The sequence below is a fragment of the Cutibacterium modestum genome (assembly GCF_008326345.1).
GTDB lineage: Bacteria > Actinomycetota > Actinomycetes > Propionibacteriales > Propionibacteriaceae > Cutibacterium > Cutibacterium modestum.
Map to the genome: position 1 here is coordinate 330,224 of NZ_BJEN01000002.1, position 14,524 is coordinate 344,747.

9 protein-coding genes, 1 tRNA gene, 1 other RNA gene and 1 pseudogene are annotated in these 14,524 nt (G+C 60.6%); 8 read left to right on the forward strand and 4 right to left on the reverse strand.

What is annotated here, in order from left to right:
• Window positions 1-272 precede the first annotated feature (272 nt).
• The 4 genes and pseudogenes from F1563_RS15025 to F1563_RS06065 form a co-directional block, all read right to left on the reverse strand.
• Window positions 273-4,169: pseudogene (locus F1563_RS15025) on the reverse strand (DUF6531 domain-containing protein); the annotation flags it as partial.
• Window positions 4,170-4,287: 118 nt separating this feature from the next.
• Window positions 4,288-5,010 (reverse strand): hypothetical protein, encoded by a 723-nt coding sequence (locus F1563_RS06055; RefSeq protein ID WP_002529145.1) that lies wholly within the window; start codon window positions 5,008-5,010, stop codon window positions 4,288-4,290.
• Between the two features lie 204 nt (window positions 5,011-5,214).
• Window positions 5,215-5,299: transfer RNA gene (locus tag F1563_RS06060), tRNA-Ser, on the reverse strand.
• 79 nt (window positions 5,300-5,378) lie between these two features.
• Window positions 5,379-5,744: an RNA-binding S4 domain-containing protein gene (locus tag F1563_RS06065; RefSeq protein WP_007433936.1), complete on the reverse strand. Its 366-nt coding sequence runs from the start codon at window positions 5,742-5,744 to the stop codon at window positions 5,379-5,381.
• 126 nt (window positions 5,745-5,870) lie between these two features.
• On the opposite strand from F1563_RS06065, the gene ffs reads away from it, so the two are divergent.
• The 8 genes from ffs (at window position 5,871) to F1563_RS06105 (ending at window position 14,521) form a co-directional block, all read left to right on the forward strand.
• Window positions 5,871-5,967: signal recognition particle sRNA small type (gene ffs, locus F1563_RS06070), an RNA gene on the forward strand.
• Between the two features lie 38 nt (window positions 5,968-6,005).
• A complete protein-coding gene (locus F1563_RS06075; RefSeq protein WP_002529143.1) occupies window positions 6,006-6,383 on the forward strand; it encodes a hypothetical protein in 378 nt (125 codons plus the stop codon).
• A 106-nt stretch (window positions 6,384-6,489) separates the two neighbouring features.
• Complete coding sequence (locus F1563_RS06080) at window positions 6,490-9,339, forward strand: DNA polymerase III subunit gamma and tau (protein WP_081414932.1); 2,850 nt, start codon at window positions 6,490-6,492, stop codon at window positions 9,337-9,339.
• A 106-nt stretch (window positions 9,340-9,445) separates the two neighbouring features.
• Window positions 9,446-9,769, forward strand: a complete 324-nt coding sequence (locus F1563_RS06085) for a YbaB/EbfC family nucleoid-associated protein (RefSeq protein ID WP_002529140.1) — start codon at window positions 9,446-9,448, stop codon at window positions 9,767-9,769.
• A gap of 30 nt (window positions 9,770-9,799) precedes the next feature.
• Window positions 9,800-10,405: a recombination mediator RecR gene (recR, locus tag F1563_RS06090; protein ID WP_002529139.1), complete on the forward strand. Its 606-nt coding sequence runs from the start codon at window positions 9,800-9,802 to the stop codon at window positions 10,403-10,405.
• A 107-nt stretch (window positions 10,406-10,512) separates the two neighbouring features.
• Entirely contained in the window at window positions 10,513-11,088 is a 576-nt protein-coding gene (locus F1563_RS06095) for a PadR family transcriptional regulator (RefSeq protein WP_002529138.1), read from the forward strand.
• Between the two features lie 5 nt (window positions 11,089-11,093).
• Window positions 11,094-11,876: an ABC transporter ATP-binding protein gene (locus F1563_RS06100; RefSeq protein WP_002529137.1), complete on the forward strand. Its 783-nt coding sequence runs from the start codon at window positions 11,094-11,096 to the stop codon at window positions 11,874-11,876.
• Window positions 11,870-14,521 carry an FtsX-like permease family protein gene (locus F1563_RS06105; RefSeq protein WP_172623608.1) on the forward strand — a complete coding sequence of 884 codons (2,652 nt, stop codon included), beginning with the start codon at window positions 11,870-11,872 and terminating at the stop codon, window positions 14,519-14,521. The genes F1563_RS06100 and F1563_RS06105 overlap by 7 nt, the downstream gene beginning before the upstream one ends.
• Window positions 14,522-14,524: the final 3 nt, after the last annotated feature.

Consider the following 14,524-nt stretch of genomic DNA (forward strand, 5'->3'; position numbering starts at 1 on the left):
TTTGGGGACGGAAAAATAAGATATCGGACCCCCGGCATATATTCGTAGTTGCCATTGTGATATGAGTGCGTATCGTGGATTCACGATCTCTAAAACGAAAGGGTCGGACATTTCTATAGTTAGATTGGTGTTGGGGGTGTACTTGCATGTTGATACCGTAACAAATTGATCGCCCGGTCTACCAAGATATCCGGTGTCGAGCCGTATCTGCACCATCTTATTTAGAATCAATGGCTCCACCATTGATAAGTCAATTCGCATAATTGGAGGTGTCATTTCGTCGATTTCCATTGGTCTAGTACCTGCTTGTCGTTAACGAGTATCTGAATTTCCGCCACCGGGCAACTGGCCCAGGGTGTCTGAGCCTTCAATGGCCTTTACAGGCTGCGCTCCGGCCGCACCCTCAAAGAACGGCGCGAATCGGGGTATTTCGAGTTCTGTCACATTTTCGGCTGTATTCCCCCATTGTGGGGCAAGCGCCAAGTCGAGTTGAGTCTGAAATGGGCCAGCTGGTTGGATTCGTGAAACATATCCCCCAAATTTATATTTGGGATTCGTCCAGCTACGATATATCTTGATGGGTTTTATGGCGATTTTGCTTGTGAATGTAGCCCCGCGGAATGAGGTTGCCTGATTCAGGTTTAACTGGCCATTTCTATGGTACCGTGCGACGAAGGATGTTGGCTCTTTCCTAGCCCCAAGGATTGTGTTATGGGGCCGAAGTGTCCGGTGGGTATTGAGTCTGGGAGGGCGTCGTATGCTTTTCCTCCCATCGTGGCGGTGATGCCTCCGAAGACGGCGCCGCTGAGTGTTTCCCCACCTACTTGCTCTAGATAAGTTTCGGCGTTATGGGGCCCGGGTGATGTTGCCCAGTGGTAGTTGCCCATCACGTAGACTTGGGTTGCGCCGGCTTCTATGCCGCGGGTGAGTAGAGTTCGAGTTCCGAGACCTGCGATTTCGCTGAGTCCCGAGCCTCCCACAGGTGCTAACGCCCCCGACAAGGCAACCTCCCCATAGTCGACGTGACCGTGTACGACCTGCTGGAAAACCATATTGCCTCCGGCGCCGATCAGCATTGCCCCGGGTACCTCGGCCCCAAAACACATCAGGGCTCCTCCGATGGTGGCCAGGCCAACACCCCCTAGGGTCTCCCACGAGAACACGTTGCGGATGTGGCGGTCCCAGAGGTTTCGGGTGTCGATAGTGCCGGCGAATTGTCGCATCTGGGCATCGGTGACGGGACGCAGACCCAGTGGATCGGCTAGCGCGAGGGGATTGGTGGCGGCATATCCGTAACTGGTGGCCTCCCACAAGGATCCTGGTGGTGCCGCAAGCGGGTCGGTGGTCAGGAAACTTGCCGTGGCGGAGTCGTAAACGCGCGCTCCCATCCATACCAAATCAGCTACACCAAGATGACCTCCCGCCATACTGACGTCTGCCGTCAGGGGTTCCTGGATCAACGTATACGGGTCGAGGGGGTTGATGGCCGGTTGACGCCACGGCCTAGCCTGATCGCTGTCTGCACTCAGTGGGGTCAGAACACCACCGTCGGGAAGCGGCAATGCTGATATGCCGCCAACCTGCACTAGTCCCGGCTCATCGGCTGCGAGATCCCAAGTAATGGGAGTTCGTCCAGTAGGACTAGATACGTCGGTCAGGCATCCGAAAGTGTCAACATGAGTGATAAATTCCTGGGATCGTGTGGGATCGACGATTCGCACCCCTGCGAGCCAGCCCCGTGAATCCCACCTGAACTCCTCGCGCATCCCAGCCGAGGACGCAGCCTCGGTTCGTCGGCCGCATGGATCGTACCGGTAGTATGTCTCTACCGTGCTGTCACTAGGCTCTAATTGCATCACCCTGGCGACGAGTTCGCCGGCGAGGTCGTAGTCGTAGTGACAGGTCTGGCTGGTCCCGGCGTCCTGACACGTAGTGGTGACGAGCCGTCCCGCCGTGTCATAAACCCATCGGCGGCTCGATCCATCAGGGCCGTCGGCGGACGTGAGTGAGCCGGAATCGTCATACCCGTACCGGAAATCACCGTGCGGTGCGTTCACCTGGAGTACTCGGCCCATCTCATCACGACTGATGGTCGTGGACCCGCGGGAGGAGGTGTGGCTGGTGACGAAACCGTTGGTGTACCCCCACTGCTGCTGGCCCAGAGGACTGCCCAGCTTCGCGAGACGACCGGCCGCGTCCCATTCCAAGCTCACCTCGCCCAATCGAGAATGGCGAATCGACCCCAATTCACCGGTGTTGGTGTACGCGTAATCGATGGAATCACCGGTCAACGTGAGATGACGTACACGACGGCCCTCGGCGTCATACCACCATTGTTCGGACGAGGTGATTGGCTCCTCATCCACAATCGATTCGTTGCCTGGTACCGGGACGATGTTGTGGGTCAAGAGCAGCCCACGAGGGTCGTACTCAAACAGGTGGCGCCACGGTGAAGTGGGATTGGTGTAGTCATCAATAGTGACCGTGCGGGTGGTCGACGTGACGAGGGTACGACTGACCAGCTGGTCATCAATGTATTCCTCGACGCCCTTAGGGCTGAGACGATGGCTGACAACCGTGCCATCCGGGCGGGTGATGGCGGCCAGGTCCCCAGTCTTGTCCCAGGTATATTCGGTGACTCGCCCCAGCGGGTCGATGACGGAAATCATCCGCCCGCACTCGTCATGCCGATACATGGTGAGGCCACCAGTCGGATCGGTGCGGGTGACGAGTCGGCCACACCGATCGTAGTCGTACCGCGAGACGCCACCAGCTGGGTTAGTCGCTGTTACGAGCTGGCCAGCGCGGTCGTAACTGAAGTGACGTGGTCCGTGCACCAGATCGCAACTGAACACGAGCCTGCCGCATGGGTCATATCGGTACTGGCTCACTCCGGCACCGGGAACATGACTGAGCACAACACGTCCCATGACGTCATACTCATAGCGCGCGGTCTCGCCAGTTGGATCGGTCACTGTTGCCACCTGGAAATCCGGGGTGTAGGAATAACGCGTCACGCGGCCTACGGGATCGGTGACGTCAACCATTCGCCCACACGCATCATAGCTGTAACTCGTGCGCAGTCCGGTGGGGCTGACGAGGGCCACAATGCGGCCTGCCAGATCGCGCTCCACATGGGTCACCGCGCCAGATTCGTCCTGGAACTCAACCGGTCGGCCACATAAATCGCGTGTGACGATCTGCTGGGCGCCGGTGACATCGGTGACGGCAGCAGGAAGACCGTAGGGATCGACATCTACGCGGTGGAGCTGGCGCCCGTGACCGTCCGAGGTGATGCTGGCAGTGAGGCCATCGGTAAAAAGTCTGGTGAAACCGGCCGGATCAGTGACGCCGGAAAGGTTGCCGTCAACGTCATAGGCATACGTCCACTGGGCCGCATCCGGGGCCATCACATGTGTCAACCGCGACAGCGCGTCATAGGCGAAGCCCCAAGCGCTGCCGTCAGGAAGCTGCATGCCTGCCACATTGCCTAAATCATCGTAGGAGCGTTCAATGACGCGCCCGAGAGGATCAATGACCCTGGCGATCTGACCGTCTGGGCGATACTCCCACTTTGTGACCCCGCTATCGGGAGCAACCAACTCGATCAGACGACCGGCCACATCATGACGATGTGCCCATGTCGCACCATCCGGCGTGACCACGGTGGCCAGGTGACCAGCGTCATCGTAGCCGAACCGCGTCGTTACACCGCCCGGTGAGATCGTCTCGACAATACGTCCCGCATCGTCACGGATGAGATGAGAAGCCTCCCCATGGGCATTCTCAATAGACACCAGGTCCGCGTGATGATCATAGGAAAACCTCAGGCTCACCCCGACGGGATTTGTGGCGCGCAGGAGCAACCCATCCTTCCACTCTAAGCAGGTGACGCCACCGCACGGATCCGTGACACGCACCGGATCACGGTTAGTGCTGTCGTAGTCAAGCGTGGTGCGGGCGCCATTGGCCAAGGTCGTGCTCACAAGCCGATCCAGATCGTCCCACGAACAGTCGATCGTGCCCCCAGTGGGAAGGTCCGTGTGCGTCAGCCTCCCTCGCTGGTCATAGCGGTGTGAGGTAACGTTTCCAGCCCGATCGACGCAACGCACCATATTGCCGAAAGAATCATAGGTCATCGAAACCTGGCCACCATGGGCGTCGACCACTGAATGATCCTTTGCTCTTTGAGCAAAGTGCAGCGTGATGCCCCGCTGTCCGGCCTGCTGACATGTCCTGAGCGCAGTCAGCAGGCACTAGACTTTTGAGGCTGCTATACGCCCTGTGTCACTTCTTAACGATTCCCAGCGCACTGGTGGCTGACTGCAGCGTGGACTTGACTATTCCGGCGTCTCGTCCGAAGATGCGGATCGCCTGATCATTGTTGAGCCAGATGTATGCCTGATAGCCGTGACCAGAGGTTCCGGTACTCCTTTTGACGGAGACATCGAAAAGAGCGGCTTGCTTGGAGATATTTTCGTATCCTTTGATGGGTGACGCCTTGATGTTTATTCCTAGGCTGTGGTTGACACCTTGCGTAGACAACGTGGTATGGCCACACTTGGAAGTCTGTTCTTCTTGTGATTTGTATGCCTTCTTCTGGCGGTCGGACATGGCCGTAGTGACGATGATTCGTGTAGATGGTTTGTCACTGACGGCCACGAGAGTGTCGCTGATCTCGTGTGAAGTGAGGCCAATGGAGGACTGCCTGAGGGCCGCGTCGCATCCAGCCGGGGAGACCCTCGCTTGGCTGAGCATCTTGTCGAGCTCGTCCACGACGGCCTTGAGCTGGGAGTTGTCCTGGATGACAAATGTGTGGCCATCGATCTTCTTGTGGGAGAACGCCTTGGTGAAGTCATTCTTGCTAATTCGCTTGACTGTCTTGGTGGACGGTGAGGGGTTTGCAGGGGTATCGGATGACGAGTTCGTCTTATCCCCGCACGCTGCAAGGCCGATCGTCATGATGCCGACCATGCCCAGCAAGCAGGTTTTCGTCAATTTCTTGGTCATTCTGGGGTCACCTTTGCGCCGTCTGATTTATGCGCCGAGAAATATACCCGCTCTTTATGCCGGGGTATAGTCACCGACCTTGAGGGGTGCGCGAATGGCGCGGGTCGAGAACCCGAGGTACTACCCCGGGATGGTCCCTGAAAAGGTGCAGTGGACTCATAATGAAAATGTCCACCCCGGGTGGGCCGAAAGACGGACTTACCGCGGAGGATACGAGATTCGAACTCGTGAGGGCGTGAACCCAACCCGCTTTCCAAGCGAGCGCCATAGGCCTCTAGGCGAATCCTCCATCGAGCAGAGTACATGGACTTGGTGCGTGGCGCCAATTCGGCCGCGAATTGTGGTGTGTTAGGCCGGGCGAAGAGTCATCAATAGTGAGAGTCCCGGCCTCGGAGCCGATCGATCTCTCGGCGGTCCTTCTTGGTGGGTCGTCCAGCCCCACGATCGCGGCGGGCAAGGGGAGCGGACAGGTAGGCGGGACGAGGAGCTGACAGATCCTCATAGGCCTCGACTGCGAGTTTGGCGCCAATCCTCTTCGCGATCGGGTTGACGACCTTGAAGACTCGGTCCCATCCGGGGGTGTGGATGGTGACGATATCGCCGGGCCTCACGTTGTGGGAGGGCTTGACTGTGTCCCCATTGAGGCGAATGTGGCCGCCCCTGACGGCGGCGGTGGCCAACGATCGGGATTTATAGACGCGCACCGACCAGAGCCACACGTCGATCCTCGCCATCATGCCTCCTCCGCCGTGGAAAACGTGTCAGTAATGCTACGGCGAGCTACGCGCCATAGCAGGAGGTGTGATTCGCGCAGTGCTGCCACAGGTTGTTCCCGCAATGGTCCGTCGGTTACACTGGAGTTCGGTTCCCCGTGCGGCGGCACCTGACTGAACTCCCCCAGGACCGAGAGGTAGCAAGGGTAGGTTGGCTCTACCGGGTGCGCGGGGAGCCCCTTTTCATGTCCGCGGCAGCCGTGCCTTATGAGGTTTTGATCAATGCCCGGAAGGAGGGTCGCTATGGACGATCAGCGACGCATCATCACGACCGACCGTGCCGGTTCCATCTGGGCAGGTATCACCTGGTGTTCGCTGCTGCTATTTGTTGTTGCCGGCATCGTCGGAATGATGGCCCAAACGATGTTGCCGGCCAATCTCGGTTACCCCCAGCTTCATGACAGCGGGGTGCCGGCCTGGCTAACCTGGACAGTCGTTGGCCTAGATGTTGTGGCCTTCTTCATCCCCCCGCTCGTGACCACGTCGTGTGGCCGTAAAGCTAAGCGGCTCGGCCACCCGGTACGCTCTGCGGTCCAGATCGCATGGGTCACCTTTGCCGTTGTTACGGTGATCAGTTTCTTACTGGTCTTTTTTGGCTGAGTTCCAGGCCGAGTGTGTTCCGTGCGAAGCTCGCCGGGCCGATGAGACTGTGTCGCGGTCGTCAACTAGGGTTCTCTTCGTGGATGAGAGGGTGTCTGAGCCGGGCATGGAGGGCGAGGTCGTCGAGCCTCGGGGCTTTGAACAGGGCGGTCCGGATCTTTTCGGCGACGAGGAGCCGCCGCGTCCGGTCATGCCTCCCGACGAGGCGACCCCTGACGATGACCTTCTTGCGGATCCGCACGATCCGGGACTGTTGGACGGTCCCGAGACCCCTGAGGAGCCTGACGGTCTTGAGACTGGCGAGGATGAAAAGGATTCCACCGACGTCATCGAGCGGGTTCAGGAGCTCATCGTGGAAGATCCTGACAGCATCCCCGATGACGATCTCCCAGAGCCTCCACTGGCCCTCTATCGGCGTTACCGTCCGGAGACCTTCGACGAGGTCATCGGTGAGGATCACGTCATTGAGCCTCTTAAGCGCGCCATCCTCAATAACCGCGTCAACCACGCGTATCTATTCTCAGGGCCGCGTGGCTGTGGTAAGACGACGACCGCCCGCATCCTCGCCCGAGCGCTGAACTGTGATCAGGGTCCGACGCTGACACCCTGCGGAAAGTGTCAGTCCTGTCGCGACTTGGCCTGTGGCGGCCCCGGATCAATTGACGTCATCGAAATTGACGCTGCTTCACACGGTGGAGTCGATGATGCCCGTGACTTACGGGAGCGCGCCTTTTTTGCCCCAGTGCACTCGCGCTACAAGATTTACATCATTGACGAGGCTCACATGGTCACCCCACAGGGCTTTAACGCCTTGCTGAAACTCGTCGAGGAGCCCCCGCCACACGTCAAATTCATCTTCGCGACCACAGAACCAGAAAAAGTCATCGGGACGATTCGCTCCCGGACCCACCACTACCCGTTCCGCCTTGTGCCGCCGAAGGTACTTGTCGAATATCTGGCTGGGCTATGCAGCAAGGAGGGGATCGACGTCGACCATGCCGTCCTACCGCTGGTGGTGCGTGCCGGTGGTGGGTCGGTGCGAGACAGTCTTTCGGTGCTCGACCAGCTTCTCGGTGGTGCCGCTGACGGCCATGTTAGCTACGAGCAAGCAGCAGCCCTACTCGGCTACACCCCGCAGGCCCTCCTCGACGAGATCGTTGACGCCTTCGCTGCTGGGGACGCCCACCAGGTTTTTGTCACGATCGACAAGGTCATTGAAGTGGGTCAAGATCCTCGCCGTTTCGCTGAGGACCTGCTGCGTCGGATGCGGGATCTCGTCATCCTCTCGGCGGTTCCTGACGCCTGCCGGACCGGACTCATCGATGTCTCACCGGAGCAAGCCACCCGACTGACTCATCAGGTGGCCGGTTTTGGCGCGGGTGAACTCACGCGTGCTGCCGAGGTATTGGCTACTGGGCTGACTAATATGCGTGGCACTACCGCCCCCAGGCTCCACCTAGAGCTAATGTGCTCGCGGATTCTGCTACCCGGAGCCGACACGGACGGTCGTGGCATCCATGCACGTCTGGAGCGCTTAGAGAGAAGAATCGGCGTCTCTGGCCCCGTCGACGAGGCTGAACTCGCCGAACGTCCGGTCGTTGCCCAGCTTGCCTCCCGTAATGCGGGTACACCACAGCAGGCTGCTCCTCCTCAGCACTGGCTAGCGGAGCACCCCTCAGGCCCGGAGAACCGGTCCGAGCCGGAGCACCACGACGCCCCATTGGCAAGGCAGCGTCCATCCGGGCGACCGCGTCCCAGTCGTAAGGATTACCGGCCCGGCAATCAGCCTGTTGAACAGCCGCCGTCCAGCCAGCACCATCGCGGCGAGCAGGGCCAAGTGACGCAGAGGCCAGGACAGCAGGGCGGCTCGTCAACTAGTCAGCGTCAGCAGCCCAAGCCACAGGGCCACCAGCCGCCCCAGCGGGATCATCAGGACTCCTCACCGGGCCAACTCCAGCAACCTTCCACTCAACAGAACGAACGCCCTGATAGCGCTGTAGACATCACGACGTTACGTCGCGAGTGGCCGCAGGTCCTCGAAGCCGTCAAGGATGGCGGACGTGTCGCGTGGATGGTTCTCAACAAGTACGCGCAGGTGCTTGAGGTCCACGGCAATCAAGCCACCCTAGGATTCACCAATACCGGGGCCCGGGAAAACTTCGCTGCCGGTAATTATCCCAAGGTCTTACACGACGCCGTCGTGAAGGTGTTGGGTGTGGACCTGGCTTTCACTGCGGTCGTTGGGGAACCTCCGGCCGCCGTCCGTCCTGAGCCCCATAATGAGCCAGTTGCTCAGGAACCACCGGTCGATGACCCCTGGGAGCGGGGGTCACACGATCAAGGTCCGAATCGGGGTGACGGCCCGCCGGACCCTACTCGTCCCGGCCGGGATTCCCAGGGCCGGCCGGGTAGCTGTCAATCGAGTTTTGATGACGCCTCACCGGAGGCGCCAAACCCGCCGGTGACCAGCTCCCATCCCAATGAATCGACGGATGACGATTCCACCTCTGATACCACGGCTGCGGACCAGTCCGGAGATGTCCGCGACAAGGTCGTCGGATCTAGGTCAGTAGCTGGCGCGCCAGACTCTGGTAGCGGTGAAGCAGCCGATCCTGAGCCTGACCTAATGCCAGGCGAGGGTCACATCGAGGCTGCCGAGCGTGCCGAGACCAACGGGATGTCGCCGCGGCAGAGCACCTCTGGCGGCGCGCCATCGTCGGTCGCATCCTCCGCTGCTGGGGGTAGACCCGCTCACCGTTGGAGCGAGCGCGCTAAAGGAAGCGTGCGCCCCCTTGAGGCGACTTCGCGACCAGCTCAAGTCGAGGAGCCACTGGATGACGATGGGGGGTGGGACGACGCCGTCTTGGAAGAGTCCACCGAGAGCCCGATTGACCTCATCATGCGCGAGCTTGGTGGGGTCGTCATCGACACTGATGGTGACCCAACCGCCAGATGAATGCGTGTGGACGTATCGACCCAAGATCTCGTCGTTACCGACGGCTACTGTGGGTGACGACACGCCCCACCGGTGAGGATCAGGGGCCACACATACGGGAGACACTATGACCACTGGAGGATTCGACCTCGGGGGACTCGACATGGGTGCCTTGCTCGCGCAGGCCCAGTCCGTTCAGAGTCAGCTCGAAGCGGCCCAGAACCGGCTCGCGGAGAGCAGTTTTGAGGGCACCGCTGGAGGCGGTCTCGTTCGCGCCACTGTCACTGGAACCGGTGAACTCGATGCACTGACGATTGCGCCTGAGGTCCTCGAAGACACCGATGCCGAAACCCTCGCCGACCTCGTGGTGGCTGCTGTCAAGGACGCCACCGGACAGGCCCACACCATGCAGCAGGCTCTCATGCCGCAGATGCCCGGCCTTGGGCTGTGAGCTACCCCAGCACACTAGACAGGAAAATCGATGTACGACGGTCCGTTGCAAGAACTCATTGACGCCCTTTCTCGGCTGCCGGGGATCGGGCCGAAGGGTGCGCAGCGGATCGCCTTCCACATCCTTGACGCTCCCACCGAGGAGATCAATGAACTGGCCGACGCCCTGCGCGAGGTCAAGGAGAAGGCTAAATTCTGTAAGGTTTGTTTCAATGTGTCCTCCGATGAGGTGTGCCAGTACTGCCGCGACCCACGTCGTGACCGGTCGATGATTTGCGTTGTCGAGGAATCCAAAGACGTCATTGCTGTGGAGCGCACCCGGCAGTTCCGCGGCCTGTATCACGTTCTTGGTGGAGTGATCTCGCCGCTGGATGGAAAAGGCCCAGCCGATCTCCACATCCGCGAGTTGTGCCAACGACTGGCTGACGAAACCGTCACCGAGGTGATCCTGGCCACCAACCCAAACCTTGAGGGGGAAGCGACGGCGACGTATCTTTCCCGCCTCATTGGCCCCATGGGCGTGACGGTATCCCGGCTAGCCTCTGGCCTCCCGGTCGGTGGTGACCTGGAATACGCCGACGAGGTCACCCTGGGACGCGCCTTCGAGGGTCGCCTCCATGTAGGGGTCGGCGCGTGACGAGCGCCGTGTTTCGCCAAGTGGCCAAAGATCGGATAACTCCTTGACTGACGGATATTGCGTATGCGACTATTGAGCGAGATTGAAGCACGGCACCTGGAGGCCATATGTCCATCAAGTTCGCCATCCTCGCGTTACTGGCTGAGAAGCCTCGTCATGGGTATGAGATCAAAAATGAGTTTGATCGACGCACAAATCACACTTGGCCCTTAAACATTGGGCAGGTTTACACGACGTTGGACCGCCTTGAGCGTGACGGGTTGTGTTACCGCGGTGATGAGACTCCTGATGGCAGGGTTATCGCCACCATTAGCTCGAAGGGTCGGGAGGAGGTGCGCCAATGGTTCACTACTCCGATCGCACCAGCCAACCCGCCTCGCAATGAATTGGCCATCAAGATCGCCCTAGCGGCTACCTCGAAAGACATTGATGTCGCCGCCCTCATCCAGGATCAACGTCACGCCACCATACACCAATTGCAAGAGTTCCGTCAGGCCCGCCGTGGCGTCGCAGAGGACGACCTCGCCGGCCAGCTACTTGTTGACGGGATGATCTTCGTCGCAGAGGCAGAAGTCCGGTGGCTTGACCACTGCGAATCCAAGGCGGTACAGGCTTCTCATGCCTGCGCTCATCAGCCCGTCGAGCTAATGGCCGAGGGTTCTAAGGCCGTCCAGGAGGCCTGAATCGGATGGCGTCGAGCCCGTCGCGCGCCGCTGATCAGATCGCTCCTACCGCTCGGCGCACTGTGTTGTCTTTGGACCACGTGAGTCGTTCTTTTGGTGAGGGTGAGCAACGAGTCGACGCCATCGTTGACGTCAGCTTGGGTGTCAACCCTGGCGCCTTCGCCGCCGTCATGGGGCCGTCGGGGTCCGGTAAGTCCACCCTCCTGGGCCTGGCTGGCGGGTTGGACCAGCCCACCGCTGGAACGGTGTCGGTGTGCGGTGAGCCTCTTGGTGGCATGCCTCGCGACGACCTAGCGCGGGTGCGACGTCGTCAGCTCGGCTTCGTCTTCCAGGACTACAACCTCGTACCTACCCTTACCGCCGTCGAGAACGTATCCCTGCCGCTGGAACTTGACGGGGTCTCGGCTATCCGTGCCCGAAAGGCCGCCGAGATCGCCCTTGATCGTGTCGGCGTCCCGGAGTTAGTTGATCGCCACATTGAGGAGATGTCGGGTGGGCAGCGTCAACGGGTAGCTATCGCACGCGGCATCGTCGGGGATCGCCGTGTTTTGCTGGCCGATGAGCCTACCGGCGCCCTAGACTCGGCCACCGGCGACGAAATCATGGCCCTCGTCCGGGCTCTCGCTGACGAGGGAGTTGCCGTCATCCTGGTGACCCACGAGGCCCGTCACGCGGCGTGGGCCGACCGGGTGGTCTTCCTGCGTGACGGCAGGCTTGTCGATGAGTCTCAAGTCGTCAGCGATCCTATGGAGCTGCTTAACGACAACCCGAAGCATGGCCAATGGTGACGCCAAACCGGGCAACGCCTGACAGTTCTTCGACGAGTAGGGTTCGCCTCTCCGGAGAAGCTATCGCCCGTGGACGACCCCACCGCCGTGTCATCAATCGTTTAGCCGTGCGTGACATCGGCAGGCACAAGATGCGCTCCCTGCTCATCGTGATGCTCATAGCCCTGCCGGTAGCCGTCATGTCTGGGTTAGGGGTGCTCCTGCGTTCGGATGGCAGTATCTCTGCCAACCAGGTTCTCACCAACTACGGTGATGCCGACATGATCATTAGCCCGATGTCGAATTGGGATGGTCACTGTTCCCAGCAAGGGCTGACCAACGCGTACTGCGCCGACAGTGCCGAGCCAGATGCGCACCAACGAGCCCTGCAACAGGAAGCACTGACCAACCTGAAGCTTCCCGGCCATGAATTGCACCTCTTGAGGACCATCGAGGCTAGCGTCTCCTGGCGGCTCGCCACCTTGCCAGCCACGGTCAAAGCGATGGACCTGGCGACCATGCGTCCCCACCGCATGGAGCTCCCTCGCGGACCCATGCCTACCGGCAACAACATCTGGGTGACCACCCGCGCTGCGAAGGATTACGGCTGGTCAGTGGGGTCCCGAGTAACCGTCAACCGGCACCGGTACACCGTCACTGGGGTAGTTCGGGAAGGATGGTCGGGGCCCGGCCCAGTCATCTGGGTGGCTCCCGACAGCCCGTTGGCCCGTGGCGGAGAGCTCAGCTACTACGTCAATGGCGTATCGCTCACCAAGCAGCAGGTCAAGCAGCTCAACGCGTCAGGGTTGGGCGTCGCCGACCGCCGTGCCGAGGAGAGCGTCAATCAAGACGACACCTCCGAACGGGACATGTTTGCCCTGACCCTGGCCGCTGGGGTGCTCTCGGCCATCGTCGTGGCCACCATCGCAGCCGCAGCATTTGCTATTGGTGCTCGCCAGCAGCGGCGGATGCTAGCCCTGCTGGGCATCACCGGGGCTGCTCGACGTGACCTCATGGCTGTGATGATCTATCAGGGACTGCTGCTAGGCCTGGCTGGAGCGCTGCTCGGCGTGGGCCTTGGTGTGGGCCTGGGCAATGGTGCGGTGGCCATCATTCGAATGTTGAATCCTGGTTACATCGCCTATGGGGCCGATTGGGGATATGCCACCGCCGGGTTCATCGTCGGTCTCCTCGCGGCGCTGGCCGCTTGTTGGTTCCCGGCTCGTGACGTTGCCCGTCAAGACGTCCTCATGGGAGTCAAGCATGCTGAAGCTGCGGCGCGGCCCACGCAACGACCGACATCGGCAATCATCATTGCGGTGATCGGTCTGCTCGTCGGCGTCGGTGGCGTCATGTACGGCCATCGCGGGTCGACGCGCGACGCGATGGTGCGTCTGACTAATATCGGTGCGGTCATCACCATCGTCGTGCTGTACCTGGCCGCCGTGTGCGCCATGCCCTGGTTGGTGGAAAAGACTTCGGGGCGCAAATCGTCGCGGCTGCCGGTCCGATTTGCGCTGCGCGATCTCAACCGCAACCGGGGAAGGGCGGTGCCTGGGGTTGCCGCATCCATGGCTGTCGCCGTGTTGGCGTGCGCCGCCGTCACGCTCTGCGACAGCGTCGCCATCCAGGACAGGGCTGATTACCTCCCGGAGTTCGGAGACCACATTGGGGTTCTCGCTGGCGAACGAGATGATGGGGTCAGGGCTTCGGACGATCGTGTCGCAGGGGAGATCAAACGGGTCACTGCGGTTTTCGGGCCGCACGTGAAATATCTACGGCCGGAGATGCCGGTGACGTGCGGACAGGACGGGAAGTACTGCACTAGCAGTCTCGAAGTCGCCCCCAAGATACCTAACGGAGCGATGTCGTCGACGGTGGTCATTGACGACGGTACCTTCTATAAGCTGCTGACCGGGGAGAAAGCAGACGGCAGGGTGATGAAGGCCCTCAACGACGGAGTCGTCCTGTTCTCGCCTGATGCCACACGGGTTTCGCAGGCCATCATCTCTAACAGCGGCGAACTTCCCAATACCGGAACCACCGTGCTTCCAGCTATTCAGGCTCCCCGCCATGCCCTGGGATACGGTGTGCCCAACCTCATCAGCCGTAGGACGGCTGCCAAGGTGCTCGGAGTAAGCCCCGACAAGATGAAAACTCAATCGTCGACGGTGTGGTTGCGGCTGCCACACACTCCGACCGCGAGGGAGGGGGAGCATCTGCAACGTTCCCTCATGGACGTCACCGGGTCGCCCTCGAGGTTCATGTGGGAGAAAGGCTACTCGGACACTGCTGGGACTGTGATGCGTTGGGCGGCGGTGGTGGGCACGGTGTTGGCGGTGTGCGTCGGCGCCGTGGTGGTGGCCTTGACCCTGTCCGACTCGAGGGGGTCGCGTACTGCTATCGCGTCGATGGGGGCGTCGAAGGCGACCCTCAGACGAATGGTGGCAGTACAAACCCTCGTGACGACAGGCCTTGGTCAGATTCTTGGTTTCCTGGTGGGATTCGTGCCGGTTGCCGTCATGACGTGGCTCGGCTCCAATCGGCCAGCGCCGATGCCGCTGCTGTGGTTAGCGCTCATCGTGCTGGTCCCCCCGGTGTTGCTGGCCTTGGTGATGATGGTCGCCGTGCCGGTGCCGCGACCGCGGATGCAGCGACTGGACTGAAGC

Coding starts and splice junctions, on each gene's coding strand:
- F1563_RS06075 (WP_002529143.1), top strand. CDS start 6,006: ATGCCCGGAAGGAGGGTCGCTATGGACGATCAGCGACGCATCATCACG.
- F1563_RS06095 (WP_002529138.1), top strand. CDS start 10,513: ATGTCCATCAAGTTCGCCATCCTCGCGTTACTGGCTGAGAAGCCTCGT.
- F1563_RS06065 (WP_007433936.1), bottom strand. CDS start 5,744: ATGGCGAGGATCGACGTGTGGCTCTGGTCGGTGCGCGTCTATAAATCC.
- recR (WP_002529139.1), top strand. CDS start 9,800: ATGTACGACGGTCCGTTGCAAGAACTCATTGACGCCCTTTCTCGGCTG.
- F1563_RS06080 (WP_081414932.1), top strand. CDS start 6,490: ATGGAGGGCGAGGTCGTCGAGCCTCGGGGCTTTGAACAGGGCGGTCCG.
- F1563_RS06055 (WP_002529145.1), bottom strand. CDS start 5,010: ATGACCAAGAAATTGACGAAAACCTGCTTGCTGGGCATGGTCGGCATC.
- F1563_RS06100 (WP_002529137.1), top strand. CDS start 11,094: ATGGCGTCGAGCCCGTCGCGCGCCGCTGATCAGATCGCTCCTACCGCT.
- F1563_RS06105 (WP_172623608.1), top strand. CDS start 11,870: ATGGTGACGCCAAACCGGGCAACGCCTGACAGTTCTTCGACGAGTAGG.
- F1563_RS06085 (WP_002529140.1), top strand. CDS start 9,446: ATGACCACTGGAGGATTCGACCTCGGGGGACTCGACATGGGTGCCTTG.